The sequence below is a fragment of the Bradyrhizobium sp. S3.7.6 genome, from assembly GCF_054061875.1.
Window position 1 is genome coordinate 1,792,295 of sequence record NZ_JBSSEQ010000001.1, and the last position, 21,958, is coordinate 1,814,252.

Consider the following 21,958-nt stretch of genomic DNA (forward strand, 5'->3'; position numbering starts at 1 on the left):
AACTGACCAGACTTGGACTATTGCGTCAGCGTCACTCGGAAGCGACGTCGCCGCTGATGATCTCGCCGAACAGTTCCCACTTCTCGCCCTTGAAGCGCTGCATCTGGAGCTGCGATATCGGGGCGAAGTCGGTGGCGCTGGTGTTGATCTTGACGCCGGGCAGCAGCGTGTCCGGTGCAAAATCCTTCAAGGAAGCGGCCTGCTTCATCAGGTTGGCGCGGGTGAGGTCGTCACCGCACATCTCCAGCGTCTTGACCAGGGTCGACGCCGCGCCATAGCCGTAGACCATGCCGGTGTCGGTCTTGTCGGCGCCGGGCATGTACTTGTCGACGAACTCGTTCCACTTCTTCATGCCGGGATCGTTGTTCCACTGCGGGTCGGTGGAATCCTTGGCATAGGCCGCCGACAGCACGTCCTGCGAGGCCTCGAAGCCGGCCGGCTTCATCACGCTGCCGACCGAGATCGACACGTTGGTGAGGATCTGGAGCGGCTTCCAGCTGAGCTCGGCGGTCTTCTTGATGGTCTGGGCCGCGAACTTCGGCGTCGCGTAGATCAGCAGCACGTCGGGATTGGCGGCCTTGATCTTGACGATGTGGCCGTCGATCGACGGCTCGGAGACCTCGTAGCTCTCTTCCATGATGATCATGGACGCGCCCTTGGCGCCGAGACCGTCCTTGGTGCCCTTGAGGTAGTCTTTGCCGAAATCGTCGTTCTGGTAGAGGATCGCGACCTTGGCGTTCGGCTTTTCCTTCATCAGCCATTTCGCGTAGATCTGCGCTTCGCTCTGGTAGGAGGGCTGCCAGCCGATGGTCCAGGGGAAGTTCTTCGCGTCGTTCCACTTGGTGGCGCCGGTGGCGACGAACAGCTGCGGGATCTTCTTGGCGTTCAGGTACTTCTGGATCGCGGTGTTCGAGGGCGTGCCGAGCGGATTGTACACGGCCAGCACTTCGTCGCTCTCGACCAGCTTGCGGACCTGCTCGACGGCCTTCGGCGGCGAATAGGCGTCGTCATAGGTGACGAAGTTGATCTTGCGGCCGTTGATGCCGCCCTTGTCGTTGATCATCTTGAAATAGGCTTCTTCGGTCTTGCCGATGATGCCATAGGCAGACGCCGGACCGCTGTACGGCATGATGTTGCCGATCTTGATCTCGGTATCGGACGCGCCGGTGTCGTATTTCTTCTGGGCAAGTGCTGCGCCGGAGGTGAGGGTCGCGACCGCCGTTACGAGTGCGGTGGTTCGCAGTATTCTTCCGAAAAGCAATTGGGTCTCCTTGGTTAAAACAACAGTCTGGATGGACGTTTCAGTTCTTCCTGAGCCGACCGGCGAGTTGCTGGCCCAGGATCGCGACTTGCCTTGCGCCATGCGGCACGAGGTAGATGACGAGGAACAGGAGCACGCCGAACACCGCGCCGGAGAGGCCCTTGGAGATGCCCTCCGCGATGTTCGGTACGAAAATGATGAAGGCAGCGCCGACGATCGAGCCGGGCAGCCAGCCGACGCCGCCGACGACCATGCCGAGGAACAGCGAGATTGCGAGCGTGATGGTGTAGCTGTCGGGCGCGACGAACTGCACCGCAATGGCGCCAAGCGAGCCGGCGATGCCGGTGATGGCGGCGGAGACGCCGAAGGCCAGCGTCTTGTACAGCGCGACGTCGACGCCCATCGCGGAGGCCGCGATCTCGTTGTCGCGGATCGCCATGAAGGCGCGGCCCGAGCGGGAGCGCAGCAGGTTCACCGAGAAGATGTAGATCGCAATCACGACCACGAGCGTGAAGTAGTACAGCCACATGTCCTGCGACATCGGCAGCCCGAACGGCGCATCCGGCTTGGTGACGACGAGGCCCTGCACGCCGCCGGTCCAGTGCTCGAGGAAGTTCAGCTTGAGGAGCTGCGGCATGGCGGTGGCGAGCGCGAAGGTCGCAAGCGCGAGGTAGACGCCGGAGAGCCGCAGCGCCGGCTGCCCGAACAGGAAGCCGAAGCCGAAACAGACGACGCCGGCGATCGGCAGCGTCAGCGCGTAATTGACGTTGAAGTGCTCCATCAGCACCGCTGTCGTATAGGCACCGACCGCGTAGAACGCGCTCTGGCCGAGCGAGAACTGGCCGCTTCCGCCGGTCAGGATGTTCAGCGCCAGCACCGCGAGCCCGTAGATCAGGAGCATCGTCATCTGGAAGATGATGAAGTTCTTGACGAAAACGGGGTGCGATCAGCAGTGCCGCGAGCACCACCAGCGAGGTGCCGGTGCCCAGCGTCATGGCCCGCTTCGGAACAGCCTCGACCGCCTCGTGGCCTTCTGCAACGACTTCTTCTGCAGCGCTCATGATCAAACTCGCTTGACGATGTGCCGGCCGAACAGGCCAGCGGGTTTGACGACCAGGACGGAGATGATCAGCGCGAGCGCGATCGGGAGCTTCAGCTCATTGCCGACGCCGGGGATGTAGGTGCCGGCGAGGTTCTCGAAGATCCCGACCAGGAAGCCGCCGACCACGGCGCCGAACGGGCTGGTGAGACCGCCGAGCACCGCGGCGGCAAAGCCGTAGATCAGCACGCCGCCCATCATGTTGGGCTCGAGGAACACGACGGGGGCGATCAGCATGCCGGCGATCGCGCCGATCGCGGTCGCCATGCCCCAGCCGAGCGCGATCATCCAGCTCGTGTTGATGCCGACGAGGCGGGCCGATTCAGGCACCGAGGCGGCCGCGCGCATGGCCAGGCCGATGCGCGTGTACTGGAAGAAGAAGTAGAGGCCGAGCAGCAGCAGCACCGTGACGGCGATCATGCCGGCCTGGTGGGTCGAGATCAGCTGGCTGCCCAGGAACGGCGCGGAGCCGAACGGGGTCGGGTACTGCTTGATGGTGAAGTCCCAGATCAGGCCGGCCGAGGAGTTGATGATTGCGAACAGGGCGATGAAGCCGGCGACGTTGGTCAGCACCGGCGCTTTCGCCAGCGGCTTGAACAGGATGCGCTCGATCGCGATGCCGGCGACGAAGGAGAGCGCCAGCGTGAGGATGAAGGCGGCCCAGTAAGGCACGCCCCATTGCATCAGCTGCCAGGAGATGAAGGTCGAGAACATCGCCATCTCGCCCTGCGCGAAGTTGAGATGGTCGATCGCCTGGTAGATCATGACCACGGCGAGCGCCATGCAGGCGTAGATCGCGCCCGTGGCGATGCCGGCCAGCACTTGGTTGGTGAACAGCTCCATCGTGCCGGCTCCTCAGTAACCCAGATAGGATTTGCGGATTTCTTCGTTGTTCGCGATGTCCTTGGCATTGCCCGACATCACGATGCGTCCGGTCTCGATCACATAGGCCTGGTCGGCGAGCTCGAGCGCGAGCTGGGCGTTCTGCTCGACCACCAGGATCGACACCTTGTCCTCGCGGTTGATCTTGCCGAGGATGCCGAACAGGTCGCGCACGACCAGCGGCGCCAGTCCGAAGGACGGCTCGTCGAGCAGCATCAGGCGCGGCCGCAGCATCAGCGCACGGGCGACCGCGAGCATCTGCTGCTCGCCGCCCGAGAGCGTGCCGGCCTGCTGGGTGTGGCGCTGCTTCAGCACCGGGAAATGCGCGTACATGCGCTCGATGTCGGAAACGATGCCGGCGCTGTCCTTGCGGGTGATGGCCCCGAGCTGGAGGTTCTCCTCGACCGTCATGGTCGTGAAGGTGCCGCGGCCCTGCGGCACGTGGGCGATGCCGAACCGCACGATGCTCTCGGTGGAGCGGTTGCTGAGCGGCTTGCCTTCGAACTCGATCGCGCCGGTGGAACGCACCATGTTGCAGATCGCGCGCAGGGTGGTGGTCTTGCCGGCGCCATTGGCGCCGAGCAGCGTCGTCAACGATCCTTCGTTGAGCGAGAAGGACAGGCCATGGAGCGCCTGGACCTGGCCGTAATAGGCGCGCAGGTCCTTGACGTTGAGCAGCGTCGTCATTGGTCCTTGCTCCCGAGATAGGCCTTGATGACGTCGGGGTCCGCCTGCACCTGGGCCGGCGTGCCTTCCGCGAGCTTCTTGCCGAAATTCAGCGCGACGACGTGGTCGGCGATCGACATCACGAGGCCCATGTGGTGCTCGACCAGCAGCACGGTCATGTGGCGGTCGTCGCGGATGCGGCGGATGAGGTCGCCGAGCAGATAGACTTCCTCGTGGTTGAGGCCGCCGGCCGGCTCGTCGAGCAGCAGGATCTTCGGGTCGGCCGCGAGCGCGCGCGCCAGCTCGACGCGTTTCTGCGTGCCGAAGGGCAGGCCGGACACGATGGTGTGGGCGACGTCCTCGAGCTTGAGATAGGCGAGGATCTCCTGCACCTTCTTGTTGACCTCGGTCTCGCTGCGCCGGACCCAGGCGAGCCGAAGCGAGTCGCTGATGATGTCGCTGGAGGTCTTCGAATGGGCGCCGACGCGGACGTTGTCCATCACCGAGAGGTTCGGAAACAGCGCCACGTTCTGGAAGGTGCGGCCGATGCCGATCTCGGCGATCCGGTGCGGAGGCCGCGACAGGATGCTCACGCCTTCCATCAGGATGTCGCCCGACGACGGCTGATAGAGCCGCGAGAGGCAGTTGAAGAGCGTGGTCTTGCCGGCGCCGTTGGGGCCGATCAATCCGAGGATCTGACCCTTGTGCATGTCAAAGGACACGCCGTTGAGCGCGATGATGCCGCCGAACACGACGCTGACGTCGCGAACCGCGAGCAGGGGCGATGTCCCCTGCGCGAGCTGTGCCTGCGTCATCTCGTCTCGCCCACACACGTCAGTGGGCGAAGGGGCGATGCGAACCGCTCCCGGTGATGACAAAGGCTATCTGAACCCCTCGGCCACACGCGCAACTTTTCCTCCTGATTTCAGCTTTTTGCTGACTTCTTTTTTGGATTGCGGCATCAGTCCCCCGAGTGCCGCTTCAATGTTCCTTACCATCGCCAGCAGACGCGGTCCAATGTCGTTGATCAAACGCTCTTCCGTGAAGCGGAATGCGGGCGCGCCGCAATTGAATGCGTAAGGTCCGGTTCCGTCGTTGAGCTTGAGCGCGACGCCGGCGGCACCGATGTCGTCGTGCCAGTCGCCGACGGACATCGCGAAACCGTATTTCGCAACGGTCTCGCCGGAACGTTCCAATCCGTCGCGCATCTTCGGCCACCGGCTGCCGTAATGTTCGCGCAGGATGCGGGACACCTCGGCGCGCCCCTCGTCATCGAGCGCCCAGAAATAGGCACGGCCCATCGCGCTGGTTGCAATCGGCACGCGGGAGCCGACGTCAAGTTGAACGCCGACCGTCTCGCTGCCGCGACTTTGCCCGAAATAGATCATGCTGTGACGGTCGCGGCCGCCGATCGCGACGGCGCCGCCGGTCGCGCGCATCAATTCCTCGCGAAATGGCTCGGACAAATGCCGAACGCCGAGATTGGATAACGCCGCATAGCCGAGCGCCATCGCGGCGGGCGCGAGCTGATACTTCTCGAAACGGGGAACCGGTGTCAGATAACCGAGCTTCGTCAACGTGTAGGTCAGGCGCGAAACGGTCGGCTTGGGCAGGTTCGTCCGCGCGGCGATCTCCTGGTTGCCGAGAAGTCCGTCGCTGGGTTGGAATGCGCGCAAAACATCTAGTCCGCGGGAAAGCGCGACGACGAAATTCCGATCGGTCGCAGTCTTCTTGCCTGTACGCTTCATCCCTGATCTGCTTCTTGCGCGGAGTCGTTGACAACGTCCGTGCTTCAAAATAACCCTGCCGTCAAGATGCGGAATTAAATTCCGCACCGCGAAATCGAACAAAAGTAAATCCCCACCAAGGAGGGAAGCCGTGAGCGAAGTGGTCAAGCTTGAGCGTCATGACGAAGTCGGGATCGTCACGGTCAACAGTCCTCCGGTCAATGCGCTGAGTGCCGCAGTGCGTGGCGGTATTCTCGAATGCATCAAGGCCGCGATCGCCGATCCCGCGATCAAGGGCATCGTCCTGACCTGCGCCGGCCGCACCTTTATCGCCGGTGCCGACATCACCGAGTTCGGCAAGCCGCCGAAGCCGCCCGCCCTCAACGACGTCCTCGCCGAGATCGAGAACTCGCCCAAGCCGGTCGTCGCCGCGATCCATGGCACCGCGCTCGGCGGTGGCCTCGAGGTCGCGCTGGCCTGTCATTTCCGCGTGGCCGTGAAGGAAGCCAAGCTCGGGCTGCCCGAGGTGAAGCTCGGCCTGCTGCCGGGCGCCGGCGGCACCCAGCGCCTGCCGCGCGCGGTCGGGCCGGAACTCGCGGTCAAGATGATCGTCGGCGGCGATCCGATCGGTGCCGCCGAAGCGCTCAAGAACGGCCTGATCGAGGAGATCGTCGAAGGTCCGGCCTCCGGCGGCGAGGCCTTCGTGCGCAAGCTGCTCGCCGAGAAGCGCCCTCTGCGGCGCTTGCGCGACGACGATTCCAAGCTCGCGGCGGCCAAGGCCGACCGCTCGATCTTCACCAATGCGGTCGCCGCCATGACCAAGAAGTCGCGCGGCCTGGAGGCGCCGTTCGCCGCCGCCGACGCCGTCGGCTACGCCATCGACCTGCCGTTCGACGAGGGGCTGAAGAAGGAGCGCGAGGGCTTCCTCAAGCTCGTCTCCAGCGACCAGTCCAAGGCGCAGCGTTATGCTTTCTTCGCCGAGCGCGAGGCCAGCAAGATCGCCGGCGTCCCTGAAGGCACCAAGTCGCGGCCCGTGAACCGCGTCGCCATCCTCGGTGCCGGCACCATGGGCGGCGGCATTGCGATGTCCTTTGCCAATGCCGGCGTGCCCGTCACCCTGATCGAGACCGGCGAGGAGCAGCTCAAGCGCGGCATGGGCATCATGCAGAAGAACTGGGAAGCGACCGCCGCGCGCGGCGGCATCCCGGCCGACGCGCCCGCCAAGCGCATGGCGCTGATCAACGGCGTCGTCGGCATCGAGAACGTCGGTGATGCTGACCTGGTGATCGAGGCCGTGTTCGAGACCATGGCGGTGAAGAAGGAAGTGTTCGGCAAGCTCGACCAATACGTCAAGCCCGGCGCCGTGCTCGCCTCCAACACCTCCTACCTCAACATCGACGAGATCGCGAAGTCGACCAAGCGGCCGCAGGACGTGCTCGGCATGCACTTCTTCTCGCCCGCCAACGTCATGAAGCTGTGCGAGATCGTGCGCGCCGACAAGACCGCGCCGGATGCGCTGGTCACCGCCGTGACCATCGCGCGAAAGATCGCGAAGGTGCCGGCCGTGGTCGGCGTCTGCGACGGCTTCGTCGGCAACCGCATGCTGGCGCAGCGTGGCAAGCAGTCCGAGAAGCTGCTGTTCGAAGGTGCCCTGCCGCAGCAGGTCGACGCCGTGGTCACCAAATTCGGCATGCCGATGGGACCGTTCGCGATGGGCGATCTCGCCGGCCTCGACATCGGCTGGCGCTCGCGCAAGGACCGCGGCATCAAGTCGGAGATCGCGGATGCGCTCTGCGAAGCCGGCCGCTTCGGCCAGAAGACCGGCAAGGGCTACTACAAGTATGAAGCAGGCAGTCGCTCGGCGCTGCCCGATCCGGAGGTCGAAAAGCTGATCGACGAGACGCTGCTCCGTCTCGGCCGCAAGAAGCGTGTCGTCAGCGACGAGGAGATCCTCGAGCGCATGATGTACCCGATGATCAACGAGGGCGCGAAGATCCTCGAAGAGGGCATCGCGGCGCGTCCTTCCGACATCGACGTGGTCTGGCTCTACGGCTACGGCTGGCCGATCTACCGCGGCGGCCCGATGTTCTGGGCCGACACCGTCGGCCTCAAGCACATCGCCGATCGTCTCTCCTTCTACGCCAAGGAGACCAACGATCCGAGCCTCGAGCCCGCGCCGCTGCTGAAGAAGCTCGCGGCCGAAGGCAAGACGTTCGCGTCGCTGGCCGCGGCGTCGAAAGCGGCGTGATGGCCGCTTCATCTCAACCCTCGTCATTCCGGGATGCGCCGCAAGGCGCAGGCCCGGAATCCATAACCCCAGCTGGTGGTTGTGGATTTCGGGCTCGCGACTTTGTCGCGCCCCGGAATGACGGTCTCTGTTAGTTGCTCGCTCAACCAATCAAGAATAATGCCCCATCCCGGCGAACAGTTTTATCCCGAGGGCGTGCGTTGGGACGACACCATCGTCCAGGGCTCGCTGCCTGACCTGCTGTCGAAAGCCGCCGCCGATTTCGGCCCGCGCACCGCGCTGGAATTCCGCGATCGTCCGATCAGCTATACCGAGCTCGCCGCCATGGCCGAGCGTGCCGCGGCTGCCTTCCTGCGCGCCGGCTGCGGCAAGAACAGTTCCGTGGCGCTGTTCCTCGGCAACACGCCGGACCATCCGGTCAATTTCTTCGGCGCGCTCAAGGCCGGTGCCCGCGTCGCGCATCTCTCCCCGCTCGACGGCGAGATCGCGCTGACGCACAAGGTCTCGGATTCCGGCTCGCGCCTGCTCGTCACCTCCAACCTCGCGGCGCTGCTGCCGAACGCGCTGAAGTTCCTGGAGAAGGGCCTGATCGATCGCCTGGTCGTCTGCGAGGACGACGATTGGGGCAAGGTCGGCACGCCACAGGCGCCGATCCCCGACGATCCCCGCATCGTCACCTTCAAGAGCTTCGTCGAGGGCGCCACCGCGCCGGCTGAGTGGCCGTCCGTGACGGCGGACGACGTCGCGCTGCTGCAATATACCGGCGGCACCACCGGCCTGCCCAAGGGCGCGATGCTCACCCACGGCAATCTCACCTCGGCAGTGTCGATCTACGATGTCTGGGGCAAGCCGTCGCGTGCGGCGCGCGGCGACGTCGTCGAGCGCGTGATCTGCGTGCTGCCGCTGTTCCACATCTATGCGCTCACCGTCGTGCTGCTGTCGTCGCTCAGCCGCGGCAATCTGATCTCGCTCCACCAGCGTTTTGATGTCGAGGCGGTGATGCGCGACATCGAAATCAAGCGCGCGACGTACTTCCCGGGCGTCCCGACGATGTGGATCGCGATCGCGGCGCTGCCTGATCTCGACAAGCGCGACTTCTCCTCGCTCGCCGTCATCGGCTCCGGCGGCGCGCCGCTGCCGGTGGAGATCGCGAACTTCTTCGAGCGCAAGGTCGGCAAGAAGCTGCGCAGCGGCTGGGGCATGACCGAGACCTGCTCGCCCGGCACCGGCCACCCGCCGACGGGACCGGACAAGCCGGGGTCGATCGGCCTGATGCTGCCCGGCATCGAGATGGACGTGGTCTCGCTGGATGATCCGACAAAAGTTCTGCCGCCGGGCGAAGTCGGCGAAATCCGCATCAAGGGCCCGAACGTCACCAAGGGCTACTGGAACAAGGCGAAGGAGTCCGCGGAGTCGTTTTCGGACGGCCGCTTCCTCACCGGCGACATCGGCTATGTCGACACCGACGGTTATTTCTTCCTGGTCGACCGCAAGAAGGACATGATCATCTCCGGCGGCTTCAACGTCTATCCGCAGATGATCGAGCAGGCGATCTACACCATTCCGGGCGTGCACGAGGTGATCGTGCTCGGCATTCCCGACCAGTATCGCGGCGAGGCCGCCAAGGCCTTCATCAAGCTCAAGCCGGACGCCAAGCCGTTCTCGCTCGACGAGCTGCGCGCGCAGCTTGCCGGCAAGGTCGGCAAGCACGAGCTGCCGGCAGCAGTCGAGTTCGTCGACGATCTGCCGCGCACGCCGGTCGGAAAATTGTCGCGCCACGAATTGCGCCAGCAGCAGAAACCAGCACAATCCACCCAACACCCATCAGGAGGTCGCTCTTGACCGACGCCGTCATCGTTTCCACCGCCCGCACCCCGATCGGCAAGGCCTATCGCGGCATGCTCAACGCCACCGAGGGTGCGACGCTGCTCGGCCACGCCATCGGCGAGGCAGTCGCTCGCGCCAAGGTCGATCCGAAGGAGGTCGAGGACGTCGTGATGGGCGCGGCGCTGCAGCAGGGCGCGACCGGCGGCAACATCGCGCGCAAGGCGCTGCTCCGCGCAGGTCTCCCCGTGACCGTCGCCGGCACCACCATCGACCGGCAATGCGCCTCGGGCCTCCAGGCCATCGCGCTTGCCGCGCGCTCGGTGATCTTCGACGGCGTCGAGATCGCGGTCGGCGGCGGCGGCGAGTCGATCAGCCTCGTGCAGAACGACAAGATGAACGGCTTCCACGCCCAGGATCCGGCGCTGCTCAAGATCAAGGGCGAGGTCTACATGCCCATGATCGACACCGCCGAGGTCGTCGCCAAGCGCTACGGCATCTCGCGCGAGAAGCAGGACGAATATTCGCTGGAGAGCCAGCGCCGCACCGCCGCGGCCCAGCAGGGCGGCAAGTTCAAGGACGAACTGGCGCCGATCACGACGCAGATGGCGGTCACCGACAAGGCGACCGGCGCCGTGTCGATGAAGGAAGTGACCTTGTCGCAGGACGAAGGCCCGCGCCCCGAGACCACGGCTGAAGGCCTTGCCGGCCTCAAGCCCGTGCGCGGCGAAGGCTTTTCGATCACCGCGGGCAATGCCAGCCAGCTCTCCGACGGCGCCAGCGCCTCCGTCATCATGAGCGACAAGGAAGCCTCCAAGCGCGGCCTCAAGCCACTCGGCATCTTCCGCGGCTTCGTCTCCGCCGGCTGCGAGCCGGACGAGATGGGCATCGGCCCGGTCTTCGCCGTGCCGCGCCTGCTCAAGCGCCACGGCCTCACCGTCGACGACATCGGCCTCTGGGAGCTGAACGAAGCCTTCGCGGTGCAGGTGCTCTATTGCCGAGACAAGCTCGGCATCGACCCCGAGAAGATCAACGTCGACGGCGGCGCGATCTCGGTCGGCCATCCCTACGGCATGTCGGGCGCGCGCCTGACCGGTCACGCCCTGATCGAAGGCCGCCGCCGCAAGGCCAAGTATGCGGTCGTCACCATGTGCGTCGGCGGCGGCATGGGCGCGGCCGGGCTGTTCGAGGTGTTGCAGTAATTTCACCGTCGTCCTGACGGCGACGAAACAAAGAAGCTCACAGGAGGATCCGATGGATCTCGCATTCACTAGGGAAGAGCAGGCGTTTCGCGAGGAAGTGCGTTCATTCTTCCGCGACAACGTGCCGCCGGATACGCGGCGCAAGCTGGTCGAGGGCCGTCACCTCTCGAAGGACGAGATGGTGACGTGGTGGCGCATCCTCAACAAGAAGGGCTGGGGCGTCAGCCACTGGCCGAAGCAGTATGGCGGGACGGGGTGGACCTCCGTGCAGCACTACATCTTCAACGAGGAGCTGCAGTCCTATCCGGCGCCGCAGCCGCTCGCCTTCGGCGTCAGCATGGTCGGCCCCGTGATCTACACCTTCGGCAACGAAGAGCAGAAGAAGCAGTATCTGCCGCGCATCGCCAATGTCGACGACTGGTGGTGCCAGGGCTTCTCCGAGCCCGGCTCCGGCTCCGATCTCGCCTCGCTCAAGACCAAGGCCGAGCGCAAGGGTGACAAGTGGATCATCAACGGCCAGAAGACCTGGACCACGCTCGCCCAGCACGCCGACATGATCTTCTGCCTCTGCCGCACCGACCCCTCCGCCAAGAAGCAGATGGGCATCTCCTTCATCGTGTTCTCGATGAAGTCGAAGGGCGTCACCGTGCGTCCGATCCAGACCATCGACGGCGGCGTCGAGGTCAACGAAGTGTTCTTCGACGACGTCGAGGTGCCCTACGAGAACCTGATCGGCGAGGAGAACAAGGGCTGGGACTACGCCAAATTCCTGCTCGGCAATGAGCGCACCGGCATTGCCCGGGTCGGCGTCTCCAAGGAGCGGCTGCGCCGCATCCGCGACTTGGCCGGCAAGGTCGAATCCGGCGGCAAGCCGATCATCCAGGACGCCGCGTTCCGCGAGAAGCTGGCGGCCTGCGAGATCGAGCTGAAGGCGCTCGAGCTGACGCAGCTCCGCGTCGTCGCCGACGAGGGCAAGCACGGCAAGGGCAAGCCTAATCCGGCGTCCTCGGTGCTGAAGATCAAGGGCTCCGAGATCCAGCAGACCACCACCGAGCTCTTGATGGAAGTGATCGGCCCGTTCGCAGCACCCTACGACGTGCACGGCGACGACGGCTCGAACGAAGCCATGGAGTGGACCGCCCAGATCGCACCGAGCTACTTCAACAACCGCAAGGTCTCGATCTACGGCGGCTCCAACGAGATCCAGCGCAACATCATCGCCAAGGCGGTGCTGGGGCTCTAGGCGTCATTCCGGGGCGCGCGCAGCGCGAGCCCGGAATCCATAACCACGATCGGGAGTATGGATCCCGGGCTCGCGCTACGCGCGCCCCGGGATGACGAAACCAAAAAATTCCGGGTACGAGGAACCAAAGAAATGGATTTTGATCTGAACGAGGAGCAACGGCTTCTCAAGGAAAGCATCGACGGCCTGCTGACCGATTCCTATGATTTCGAGAGCCGCAAGAAGTACATGAAGGAGAAGGGCGGCTGGAGCCAGGCCGTCTGGGGCAAGCTCGCCGAGCAGGGCCTGCTCGGCCTGCCCTTCGCGGAGGCCGATGGCGGCTTCGGCGGCGGCGGTGTCGAGACCATGATCGTGATGGAAGCGCTCGGCAAGGCGCTGGTGCTTGAGCCGTATCTGGCAACGGTTGTGATCGGCGGCGGCTTCCTGCGCCACGCCGGCTCCGATGCGCAGAAGGCCGCGCACGTGTCCGGGATCATCGACGGCAGCAAGACGCTGGCGTTCGCCCAGCTCGAGAAGAACTCGCGTTACGACCTGTTCGACGTCGCCACGACGGCGAAGAAGAAGGGTGACGGCTGGGTGATCGACGGCGAGAAATTCGTCGTGCTCAACGGCGAGAACGCGGAAACTCTCATTGTCACCGCCCGCACCAAGGGCGACCGCCGCGACAAGTCCGGCATCGGCGTGTTCCTGGTGCCGGCGGGCGCCAAGGGCGTGACGAAGAAGTCGTACCCGACGCAGGATGGCCTGCACGCCGCCGACATCACCTTCACCGGCGTCGAGGTCGGCGCGGATGCGGTGCTCGGCAATCCCGACGACTCGCTCGCGCTGATCGAGCGTGTCGTCGACGAAGCCCGCATTGCGCTCTGTGCCGAGGCGGTCGGCCTGATGGACGAGTCGCTCAAGACCACCGTCGAGTATATCAAGACGCGCAAGCAGTTCGGCGTCGCGATCGGCTCGTTCCAGTCGTTGCAGCACCGCGCTTCCGACATGTTCGTCGCCGCCGAGCAGGCGCGATCAATGTCGATGTTCGCGACCATGGCGGGTGATTTCGAGGACGCCAAGGAGCGTTCCAACGCGATCGCCGCGGCCAAGGTGCAGATCGGCAAGTCGCTGAAGTTCGTCGGACAGCAGGCGATCCAGCTCCACGGCGGCATCGGCATGACCATGGAGGCGAAGATCGGCCACTACTTCAAGCGCCTCACCATGATCGAGAACAGCTTTGGTGACACCGACTACCACCAGCGCCGCGTCGCGGATGGGAGCGGGTTGATCTGAGTTGATCTAGGCCACGCGAAGACTGTCATGCCCCGGCTTGACCGGGGCATCCAGTACTCCGCGGCGGCAGTTCGTTCACGCAACTCAGCCGCCGAGTACTGGATCGCCCGATCAAGTCGGGCGATGACATCGAGTAAATGGAATCAGCGGAGCCCAACAACAATGAAAAACACCCCGTTCGATCTCACCGGCAAGGTCGCAATCGTCACCGGCTCCAGCCGCGGCATCGGCCGCTCCTCCGCCGAGTTGCTCGCCAAGTTAGGCGCCAAGGTCGTGGTCTCTTCGCGCAAAGCCGACGCCTGCAAGGAAGTCGCCGACGGCATCATCGCAGCCGGCGGCGATGCCATCGTCATTCCCTGCAACATCGCGCGCAAGGCCGAGGTCGAGGCGCTGATCTCGGGCACGATCAAGCACTACGGCAAGATCGACATCCTCGTCTGCAACGCCGCGGTGAATCCGTATTACGGCCCGCTGCTCGACATCACCGACGAGGCCTTCGACAAGATCATGGGCAGCAACGTCAAGAGCAACATCTGGCTCTCCGCGCTGGCGATCCCGCAAATGGCGGAGCGCGGCAACGGCTCCGTCGTCATCATCTCCTCGATCGGGGGGCTGCGCGGCTCGACCGTGATCGGCGCCTACGGCATCTCCAAGGCCGCCGACTTCGCGCTGTGCCGCTCGCTCGCCGGCGAATGGGGCCCGAAAGGCGTCCGCGTCAACTGCATCGCGCCCGGCCTGGTCAAGACCGATTTCGCCCGCGCGCTGTGGGAAGACGAAGCCAACCTCAAGCGCCGCACCGCCACCACGCCCCTTCGCCGCATCGGCGAACCCGACGAAATCGCCGGCGCCGTCGCCTATCTCGCCTCCGACGCGTCCAGCTTCATGACCGGCCAGACCATCGTGATCGACGGCGGCGTGACGACGGCAGCGGTGTAGGGATTCTTCCCTCTCCCCTTGTGGGCCTGTTGCGTTATCGGCTCTTGAGGCTGAAGACGTCAGGAGCGAGTGCCCTGGTCCCGGCAATTGCCTGCCAAGATCTGTAGTTGTCGCCCTGAGCGGGCAGCTCACGCGGCGATCGTGGCCCACCGCCTCATGTTGAAGGCGATTGAGGCGAGCAGGACTTGCCCGGTCGCCTTGATCAGACCGACGTAGCGGATGCAGGTCAGCCGCATGCGGCGTTTGAGAGTAGCGAAGGTGGTTTCGACCTGGGCTCGTCGGCGCGCGATGAGGAGGTTGTAGCGTTTGAGCCTGGGCGGCAGTTCCGGGTGATGTCTGTTGGGCCGACGAGCGATGCGGGGCTTCTTGCCTTCCGCCTTCAGCCGGGCCCGTCGGGCATGGGTGTCGTAAGCCGCATCGGCCCAGACCACGGCTTCATCGCCGCGAATCAAAGCGTCCGCCGGTGTCGTGTCGTTGATGTTGGCCGGTGTGGTCAGTACCGCGCGGATCAAGCCGGATCCTTCGTCCACACCCACATGAGCCTTGTAACCGAAGGTCGAGCCGCTTTTGCCCTGCCGTTTGGCAAACCGGGCATCAGGGTCGTTTGAGGGGCGATCCGCCTTGGGCGGAGCCGAGACTGCCTGGATCAAGGTCGCATCCAGCATCGTGCCGCGCTTGAGGATCACGCCAGCATTCTCAAGCTGACGATCCAATTCGCCAAACAGCTTCTCCAGCAGGCCTTGTTCAACGAGCTGGTTCCGGAAGCGGTTCAGGACCGTATGGTCGGGCGTCGCATCCTCAAGGCTCAAACCGACGAAGCGCTTGAACGACAACCGGTCGCCCAGCGCTTCCTCGAGTTCGCGCTCCGAAAGACCATACAGCGACTGCAACAGCACAGCACGAAACAGCACCAGCACCGGATAGCCTGGACGACCGGGGCTCCCTTCATCCCGCAAATGGCCGATCAGCTTCTCGAACCGGTACCACTTGACCAGGCCGGCCAGCCGATCCAGCGCCGCATTGGCGCCGGCTCCCTTCGGCATCAGTGCTTCCACAAAGCTCGGCTGTCCCGTCCGCTTGACCGCCATCGCTACCCTCCAAGGCTTTGCCCTAGGGAATCACAATTGACGAATTACGCAACAGGCCCCTTGTGGGAGAGGGTGGCTCGCCGCATAGCGGCGAGACGGGTGAGGGGTTTCTCTCCATGTGCAACCCTCTTACCGCTGAATTCGCTGAAGCATACCCCTCATCCGGCGCGCTTTGCGCGCCACCTTCTCCCACAAGGGGAGAAGGGGAGGCGGCCGTGTCCGCTCATCCAATCTTGACCTTCCCGCCCTAATCCGCTCCCTTTGGCGCGACACAATGACCCCCTCTCAGGGAAACGCCAGGGTAAGCTCCATGTCTTTCGTCCTCGCCATCGACCAGGGCACCACCTCGTCGCGCGCCATCGTTTTTCGCAGTGACATCTCGATTGCCGCCCGCGCGCAGCAGGAGTTTCCGCAGCATTTTCCGGCCTCGGGCTGGGTCGAGCATGAGCCGGAGGACATCTGGACCTCGACCGTCATGGTCTGCCGAGACGCGATCGAGCAGGCCGGCATCGGGCCTAAGGACATCGCCGCGATCGGCATCACGAACCAGCGTGAGACCACCGTGGTGTGGGACCGCGCCACCGGCCAGGCCGTGCACCGCGCCATCGTCTGGCAGGACCGCCGCACCGCTGACATCTGCGCGAAACTCAAGGCCGGCGGCCGCGAGCCCGTGATCTCGCAGAAGACCGGCCTGATCATCGATCCCTATTTCTCCGGCACCAAGGTCGCCTGGATTCTCGACCACGTCCCCGGCGCGCGGGCGCGTGCCGCGCGCGGCGAATTGATGTTCGGCACCGTCGACTGCTATCTGCTCTGGCGCCTCACCGGCGGCAAGGTGCACGCCACCGACGCCACCAACGCCTCGCGCACGCTGCTGTTCAACATCCACACCGGCCAGTGGGACGACGAGCTCTTGGAGATCATCGGCGTGCCGCGCTCGATGCTGCCCGAGGTGAAGGATTCCTCCGCCCGCTTCGGCGAGAGCACGCCGGACCTGTTCGGCGGCGCGATCGCGATCTCAGGCATCGCGGGCGACCAGCAGGCCGCGACCATCGGCCAGGCCTGCTTCCGCCCGGGCATGATGAAGTCGACCTACGGCACCGGCTGTTTTGCCCTGCTCAACACCGGGACCACGCCGGTCGTCTCCAAGAACAAGCTGCTCACCACCGTCGCCTATCAGCTCGACGGCAAGCGCACCTACGCGCTCGAAGGCTCGATCTTCGTCGCGGGTTCTGCGGTGCAGTGGCTGCGCGACGGCCTCGGCATCATCAAGCACGCCGCCGAGACCGGACCGCTCGCCGACCAGTCCGATTCCATGCAGAGCGTCTATCTGGTCCCCGCCTTCGTCGGCATGGGGGCGCCCTACTGGAATCCACGGGTGCGCGGCGCGCTGTTCGGCCTCACCCGCAACACCGGTCCGGCCGAGCTCGCCCACGCCGCGCTGGAGAGCGTGTGTTACCAGACTTTCGACCTCTGGGCCGCGATGCGCGCGGACTGGCCGAGCTCGGAAGTCGCGAGCGTCGTGCTGCGCGTCGACGGTGGCATGACCGCGTCCGACTGGACCATGCAGCGCCTCGCCGATCTCTTGGACGCACCGGTCGATCGCCCCGTGATCCAGGAGACCACCGCGTTGGGCGCCGCCTATCTCGCCGGCCTCCAGGCGGGCGTCTATCCCGAGCCGACAAAGTTCGCCGACAATTGGCGCCTCGAGCACCGCTTCAAGCCGAACATGAGCCAGGCGACGCGCGAGCGGAAGCTCGCCGGCTGGGCGCGTGCGGTGAAGGGCGTGCTCGCGAGCGACGAGGGAGAGGGATAGGCGGATGTCGTAGCCCGGATGGAGCGAAGCGCAATCCGGGGTTTTCTCCACGAGTAAGATTCCCGGATTACGCTTCGCTCCATCCGGGCTACGGACTAAAATAACAACAACGGGAGAAGACAATGAACACGGATCTCAACCGGGTCATCCAAAAGCTCTGCGGCGCAGCGATCTGCGCCGTGCTGCTCACCTCGACGGCCATCGCGCGCGACAAGCCGAATCCGCTCGGCAGCGCGCGGCAGCTCAAGACCGACGTCGCGGGCCTCGACGCCCCCGCCCAGATCCTGGTCGACGTCTGGGGCATTCCGCACATCTACGCCGGCAACGAGCACGACCTGTTCTTCCTGCAAGGTTTCAACGCCGCGCGCGACCGGCTCTGGCAGATCGATCTCTGGCGCAAGCGCGGGCTTGGCTTGCTCGCCAAGGATTTCGGCCCGGCCTATGCCGAGCAGGACAAGGCGCTGCGGCTGTTCCTCTATCGCGGCGACATGAATGCGGAGTGGGCGGCCTACGGTCCCAAGGCGAAGACCTATGCGGACGCGTTTGTCGCCGGCGTCAATGCCTATGTCGCCGATGTGCGTGCGGGAAAGCGCCCGCTGCCGATCGAGTTCAGGATCGCCGGCACCATGCCTGATCCGTGGACGGCGGATGACGTCGTCCGCATCCGCAGCCACGGCCTGACGCGCAATGTCGCCTCCGAGGTCAAGCGCTCGCTGGTCGCCTGCGCGGCCGGCCTGGATGCCGATCGTTTTCGGGTCAAGCTCGAGCCGGCATGGACCACGAAAGTCCCCGATGGTCTCGACCCCTGCAGCGTGCCGAAGGCCGTGCTCGCGGCCTACGATCTCGCGACGCGCCCGGTGGCCTTCGCGGCACCGAAGGACAAGCAGGCCGCACTCGCCCATGATCCCGACAAATACCTCACCGAGGCCGACCAGCAGCGCGACACCATCGGCTCCAACAATTGGGTGATCGCGGCCTCGCGCACGGCGACGGGCCGCCCGATCCTCGCCAACGATCCGCATCGCGAGCACAGTGTGCCCTCGCTGCGCTACATCGTCGGCCTCAATGCGCCGGGCCTCTCCGTGATCGGTGCCGGCGAGCCGGCGCTGCCCGGCATCTCGATCGGCCACAACGGCACCATCGCCTTCGGCCTCACCATCTTCAACGTCGACCAGGAAGACCTCTACGTCTACGAGCTCAATCCGCAAAACCCCAACCAGTACCGCTACGGCAATGGCTGGGAGGACATGCGCATCGTCCACGAAACCGAGCAGGTCAAGGGTGAGGCCGATCGCGACCTCGAGCTGAAATTCACCCGGCACGGTCCCGTCATCTTCGTCGACGATGCGAACAAGCGCGCCTTTGCCGTCCGCTCGATCTGGTTCGAGCCCGGCACCTCCGCCTATTTCGGGTCCTCCGACTACATGACCGCGAAGGACTGGAACGGCTTCCTCGCCGCCATGCGGCGCTGGGGCGCGCCATCGGAGAACCAGGTCTATGCCGACACCCGCGGCAATATCGGCTGGGTTGCCGCCGGCAAGACGCCGCGGCGCGCCAACTTCGACGGCCTGATGCCGGTGCCCGGCGACGGCCGCTATGAGTGGCAGGGCTTTCTCTCGCTCGACGAATTGCCGAAGGCCTATCAGCCCAAGCAGGGCTTTCTCGCCACCGCCAACCAGATGAACCTGCCGGCCGATTACCCGATAGCCGAACGCAAGGTCGGCTTTGAATGGTCCGACAGCGCGCGCTGGCAACGCATCACCGAGGTGCTCGCGGCCAACAGCAAGGTGACGCTCGCCGACGCCATGGATTTGCAGAACGACGACACCGCGATGCTCGGGCGGCGCCTCGTCAAGCTGTTGCAGCCGCTCACCTCCGACGATCCCAATGTGAAGAAGGGTCTCGATCTGCTCAAGCCGTGGGACGCGCGCGATGCCGCCGACAGCGCGGCGGCTGCCGTGTTCGAGGTCTGGATCGCCAATCATCTTGGGCCGGTGCTGCTGAAGACCACGGCTCCCAAGGCCGCCGATCTGATCGCGCCGGAGGCGTCGAGCATTTCGGCGTTGGTCGCCTATCTGGAATCTCCCGATGCCTCGTTCGGCGCCGATCCCGCTGCCGCGCGCGACCAGATCCTGCGCGACAGCCTCGGCGCCGCAGTGGCCGACGTCGCGGGCAAGCTCGGGCCGGATGCCTCGACCTGGCGCTGGGGCCGGCTGCATGTCGCGAAGTTCGACCATGCCTTGATGCCGCTCGCCGACAAGGCCACCGCCGCGCAGCTCTCGGTCGGCCCGCTCGCCTATGGCGGTGCCGCCAATGTGCCGCGCGCGGCCACCTACCGCCGCGCCGATTACCAGCTGTTCGCCGGCGCATCGTTCCGCATGGTGCTCGACGTCGGCAATTGGGATGCGAGCCGCACCATCAACACGCCCGGCCAATCCGGCGATCCCTTCAGCGCCCATTATCGCGACCTCGCTCCGCTCTGGGCCACGGGCCAATATGTCCCGCTGCTCTACAGCCGCCCGGCCGTCGAAGCCGCGACCGCGGAAGCGATCATTTTGACGCCGCGATGAGCGACTTGTTGGCTGGAGAGTGCCGGAAGAGCGCGGCCTGCATGGTCCGGGACGCCCGCTTAGGCGGGCTCCTCACCATGAGGGTCTGATATCCCGCCGCCAAACGCGACCTCATCCTGAGGGCCCGCCGTAAGCGGGCGTCTCGAAGGATGGGCCGCAAGCGAGCTGTTCGTCATGTCTTTCTGAGAGGCCCCATGCTCATCCCTGACGGCTATTCCGACATCCCCGCCGGCAAGATCGCCGCGGTCGTCACCCACCTGGAGATGACCGCACCTCCCGCGCGCCGCGACGATCCTCCAGGCGCGTGGTCCTTGCGCAAGGTCGACGCGCCCGCGCTTCATTGGTATCGCGATCTCCACCGCCGCGTGGGCGAAGAGTGGCTGTGGTTTTCGCGGATGCGCATGAACGACGCGGAGCTCGCCGCGATCATCCACGCAGCGGGTGTCGAGGTCTACACACTGGTCGCGGACGGCCGCGATGAAGGCTTGCTCGAACTAGATTTCCGCGAGCCCGGCCAGTGCGAGTTGGTCTATTTCGGCGTCACGGCGAAGCTGATCGGCACCGGCTCCGCCCGCTTCCTGATGAACCGCGCGCTGGAGCGCGCATGGTCTGGCGACGTACGCCGTGTCTGGGTGCACACCTGCACCTTCGACCATCCGTCGGCGATCGCGTTCTATCAGCGCTCGGGATTTCGTGCGTTCCGCCGCCAGATCGAAATCGCCAACGATCCGCGCCTCGATGGCACGGCGTCGCGGACGGCGGCGAAGCATGTGCCGATCATCGAGTGATGTTCGTGGCCCGTAGCCCGGATGGAGCGAAGCGCAATCCGGGTTTTTCTCGCACGCTGACAGAATCCCGGATTACGCTGCGCTCCATCCGGGCTACACGCCCTCAATAATTATACCGCACGCCGAAACTGAACCCCTGCGCAAGCAGGTTCGTCGTGTTGAGCACCGGCGCGGGCCGGTTCGGCCCGCCGCCGGCCGGCGGTGGCGCGAGGTTCGGATTGACGGTGGTGTCGATCAGCCCGCCGGCGCGCTGTACGCCGGTCCAGTACATCACGTCGTAGCCGGTGATCAGCCGCCAGCCGGGCGCAACCTGATATCCCGCCTTCAACGACAGCTCCGGCACCACGGCGAAGCGGGTTTGGTCGTAATGGCCTATATTGCTCGACAGCGCGAGGAAGCCGCCGGGGGCCGTAGTGGTGACGCCGGCCACGGTCGAGGCGGTCGAGCCCGAAATGTCGGCACTGTTGAGATTGGCGCCGAGCGCCACCTTGCCGCGCCACTCCAGCGACCACGGGCCATTGCGCCAGTCGCCGGTGAGGCCGAGATCGAGGCCGTGGAAATTGCTCGACGCCTTGAAATTGTCGGTGGGGCTGAAGGTGCCGAAGGCAAGAATGGTCGCAGTATTGGAGATCGTCAGCGTGTCGGTCGACCGCAGATAGCGATAGCCAACCAGCGCGCTGACGCGCTGTCCGCTCCACGCGCCGAGATCCCAGCGATAGAGCGCGCCGGCGCCGAGCAGGCGCGAGGTTTCGCTCGCGCTGGCACTGCCGGTGGCCAGCCCCGGAAATCCCGCGATCAGCGCGTCGGGAAATCCCGTCAGCGCATTGGTGAAGGGCCGTGCCAGGATCGGATTGGCATTGGTGTCGGTCGCAAATCCGGTCGAGAGATTCTCCAGCCCGAAGAACGAGGCTTCGATGCCGCGGCTGCGCTGCGGATCGAACCAGTAGCCGGCGGTGATGCGCCCGCCCGAACGCCAGTCGTTGTTCACACTGGAATTGCCGAACAGCACGGTCGTCGTGGGCTGGCCGAGCACGCCGACAACTCCCAGCGGCGTGCCGACCGGGCTCGTGGTCACCAGCGCCGGCAGCTTGTCGCCCGTCACGCTCCAGGCAAGGTAGTCGGCCTCGGCCCAGAACGGATTGAAGTCGGCAGGTTTGGGCGGCGCCTTCATCGGCAGATCGGCTGCTGACGTGACGTCGGGCACGATCGCCGTAAGAGCCAGGCCGACCGCTGCCGCTCTCAATGCCCGCCGATTCATTTGGCTTCCCTCTGGGTCCGCGGAATGAACCATGCGACAATTTGTTCGGCAAGCTGGAGTTGAGGCGGTGCCGAG

General features: G+C 65.1%; 16 protein-coding genes and 1 pseudogene. 9 read left to right on the forward strand and 8 right to left on the reverse strand.

Annotation, left to right across the window (positions count from 1 at the left end; translation table 11 throughout):
• Positions 1–31: 31 nt before the first annotated feature.
• The 6 genes and pseudogenes from ACVJ5M_RS08505 to ACVJ5M_RS08530 form a co-directional block, all read right to left on the reverse strand.
• The gene (locus ACVJ5M_RS08505; protein ID WP_063980939.1) at positions 32–1,261 is read right to left on the reverse strand and encodes an ABC transporter substrate-binding protein; all 1,230 of its coding nucleotides are present in this window, start codon (positions 1,259–1,261) and stop codon (positions 32–34) included.
• Positions 1,262–1,301: 40 nt separating this feature from the next.
• Positions 1,302–2,322: pseudogene (locus ACVJ5M_RS08510) on the reverse strand (branched-chain amino acid ABC transporter permease).
• Positions 2,323–2,324: 2 nt separating this feature from the next.
• On the reverse strand, positions 2,325–3,203 hold the full coding sequence (locus tag ACVJ5M_RS08515) for a branched-chain amino acid ABC transporter permease (RefSeq protein WP_354097732.1): 879 nt from the start codon (positions 3,201–3,203) through the stop codon (positions 2,325–2,327).
• Positions 3,204–3,215: 12 nt separating this feature from the next.
• Complete coding sequence (locus ACVJ5M_RS08520; RefSeq protein WP_014498266.1) at positions 3,216–3,929, reverse strand: ABC transporter ATP-binding protein; 714 nt, start codon at positions 3,927–3,929, stop codon at positions 3,216–3,218.
• Entirely contained in the window at positions 3,926–4,723 is a 798-nt protein-coding gene (locus tag ACVJ5M_RS08525) for an ABC transporter ATP-binding protein (protein ID WP_063980941.1), read from the reverse strand. Before ACVJ5M_RS08525 ends, ACVJ5M_RS08520 begins: the two co-directional genes overlap by 4 nt.
• 66 nt (positions 4,724–4,789) lie before the next feature.
• Positions 4,790–5,656 carry an IclR family transcriptional regulator gene (locus tag ACVJ5M_RS08530; RefSeq protein ID WP_063980942.1) on the reverse strand — a complete coding sequence of 289 codons (867 nt, stop codon included), beginning with the start codon at positions 5,654–5,656 and terminating at the stop codon, positions 4,790–4,792.
• A gap of 130 nt (positions 5,657–5,786) precedes the next feature.
• Here ACVJ5M_RS08530 and ACVJ5M_RS08535 point away from each other — a divergent pair, with 130 nt between their 5' ends.
• The 6 genes from ACVJ5M_RS08535 to ACVJ5M_RS08560 all read left to right on the forward strand — a co-directional run bounded on the left by ACVJ5M_RS08535 (position 5,787) and on the right by ACVJ5M_RS08560 (position 14,363).
• Complete coding sequence (locus ACVJ5M_RS08535; RefSeq protein WP_063980943.1) at positions 5,787–7,883, forward strand: 3-hydroxyacyl-CoA dehydrogenase NAD-binding domain-containing protein; 2,097 nt, start codon at positions 5,787–5,789, stop codon at positions 7,881–7,883.
• A 159-nt stretch (positions 7,884–8,042) separates the two neighbouring features.
• Positions 8,043–9,725: a dicarboxylate--CoA ligase PimA gene (gene pimA, locus ACVJ5M_RS08540; protein WP_283017995.1), complete on the forward strand. Its 1,683-nt coding sequence runs from the start codon at positions 8,043–8,045 to the stop codon at positions 9,723–9,725.
• Entirely contained in the window at positions 9,722–10,909 is a 1,188-nt protein-coding gene (locus ACVJ5M_RS08545; protein WP_063980945.1) for an acetyl-CoA C-acyltransferase, read from the forward strand. The genes pimA and ACVJ5M_RS08545 overlap by 4 nt, the downstream gene beginning before the upstream one ends.
• A 52-nt stretch (positions 10,910–10,961) precedes the next feature.
• The gene (pimC, locus tag ACVJ5M_RS08550; protein WP_063980946.1) at positions 10,962–12,152 is read left to right on the forward strand and encodes a pimeloyl-CoA dehydrogenase large subunit; all 1,191 of its coding nucleotides are present in this window, start codon (positions 10,962–10,964) and stop codon (positions 12,150–12,152) included.
• Between the two features lie 132 nt (positions 12,153–12,284).
• On the forward strand, positions 12,285–13,427 hold the full coding sequence (gene pimD / locus ACVJ5M_RS08555) for a pimeloyl-CoA dehydrogenase small subunit (protein ID WP_063980947.1): 1,143 nt from the start codon (positions 12,285–12,287) through the stop codon (positions 13,425–13,427).
• Positions 13,428–13,589: 162 nt separating this feature from the next.
• The gene (locus tag ACVJ5M_RS08560) at positions 13,590–14,363 is read left to right on the forward strand and encodes an SDR family NAD(P)-dependent oxidoreductase (protein ID WP_039156171.1); all 774 of its coding nucleotides are present in this window, start codon (positions 13,590–13,592) and stop codon (positions 14,361–14,363) included.
• A 128-nt stretch (positions 14,364–14,491) separates the two neighbouring features.
• On the opposite strand, the gene ACVJ5M_RS08565 is transcribed toward ACVJ5M_RS08560, so the two are convergent.
• Positions 14,492–15,451, reverse strand: coding sequence for an IS5 family transposase (locus tag ACVJ5M_RS08565; protein ID WP_283016890.1), 960 nt, complete (start codon positions 15,449–15,451; stop codon positions 14,492–14,494).
• Between the two features lie 310 nt (positions 15,452–15,761).
• Here ACVJ5M_RS08565 and glpK point away from each other — a divergent pair, with 310 nt between their 5' ends.
• The 3 genes from glpK (at position 15,762) to ACVJ5M_RS08580 (ending at position 20,625) form a co-directional block, all read left to right on the forward strand.
• Positions 15,762–17,267 (forward strand): glycerol kinase GlpK, encoded by a 1,506-nt coding sequence (gene glpK / locus ACVJ5M_RS08570; protein ID WP_063980948.1) that lies wholly within the window; start codon positions 15,762–15,764, stop codon positions 17,265–17,267.
• Between the two features lie 122 nt (positions 17,268–17,389).
• Positions 17,390–19,837, forward strand: coding sequence for a penicillin acylase family protein (locus tag ACVJ5M_RS08575; RefSeq protein ID WP_063980949.1), 2,448 nt, complete (start codon positions 17,390–17,392; stop codon positions 19,835–19,837).
• Between the two features lie 194 nt (positions 19,838–20,031).
• Positions 20,032–20,625, forward strand: a complete 594-nt coding sequence (locus tag ACVJ5M_RS08580; RefSeq protein ID WP_063980950.1) for a GNAT family N-acetyltransferase — start codon at positions 20,032–20,034, stop codon at positions 20,623–20,625.
• A gap of 103 nt (positions 20,626–20,728) precedes the next feature.
• On the opposite strand, the gene ACVJ5M_RS08585 is transcribed toward ACVJ5M_RS08580, so the two are convergent.
• A complete protein-coding gene (locus tag ACVJ5M_RS08585; protein WP_063980951.1) occupies positions 20,729–21,883 on the reverse strand; it encodes a BBP7 family outer membrane beta-barrel protein in 1,155 nt (384 codons plus the stop codon).
• Between the last annotated feature and the right edge of the window lie 75 nt (positions 21,884–21,958).

Bases quoted from the DNA above. Each gene is read 5' to 3' on its own strand.
- ACVJ5M_RS08515 (WP_354097732.1), bottom strand. From the start codon at position 3,203: ATGGAGCTGTTCACCAACCAAGTGCTGGCCGGCATCGCCACGGGCGCG.
- ACVJ5M_RS08520 (WP_014498266.1), bottom strand. From the start codon at position 3,929: ATGACGACGCTGCTCAACGTCAAGGACCTGCGCGCCTATTACGGCCAG.
- ACVJ5M_RS08565 (WP_283016890.1), bottom strand. From the start codon at position 15,451: ATGGCGGTCAAGCGGACGGGACAGCCGAGCTTTGTGGAAGCACTGATG.
- pimA (WP_283017995.1), top strand. From the start codon at position 8,043: ATGCCCCATCCCGGCGAACAGTTTTATCCCGAGGGCGTGCGTTGGGAC.
- ACVJ5M_RS08525 (WP_063980941.1), bottom strand. From the start codon at position 4,723: ATGACGCAGGCACAGCTCGCGCAGGGGACATCGCCCCTGCTCGCGGTT.
- ACVJ5M_RS08585 (WP_063980951.1), bottom strand. From the start codon at position 21,883: ATGAATCGGCGGGCATTGAGAGCGGCAGCGGTCGGCCTGGCTCTTACG.
- ACVJ5M_RS08580 (WP_063980950.1), top strand. From the start codon at position 20,032: ATGCTCATCCCTGACGGCTATTCCGACATCCCCGCCGGCAAGATCGCC.
- ACVJ5M_RS08530 (WP_063980942.1), bottom strand. From the start codon at position 5,656: ATGAAGCGTACAGGCAAGAAGACTGCGACCGATCGGAATTTCGTCGTC.
- pimD (WP_063980947.1), top strand. From the start codon at position 12,285: ATGGATTTTGATCTGAACGAGGAGCAACGGCTTCTCAAGGAAAGCATC.
- ACVJ5M_RS08575 (WP_063980949.1), top strand. From the start codon at position 17,390: ATGAACACGGATCTCAACCGGGTCATCCAAAAGCTCTGCGGCGCAGCG.
- pimC (WP_063980946.1), top strand. From the start codon at position 10,962: ATGGATCTCGCATTCACTAGGGAAGAGCAGGCGTTTCGCGAGGAAGTG.
- ACVJ5M_RS08560 (WP_039156171.1), top strand. From the start codon at position 13,590: ATGAAAAACACCCCGTTCGATCTCACCGGCAAGGTCGCAATCGTCACC.
- glpK (WP_063980948.1), top strand. From the start codon at position 15,762: ATGTCTTTCGTCCTCGCCATCGACCAGGGCACCACCTCGTCGCGCGCC.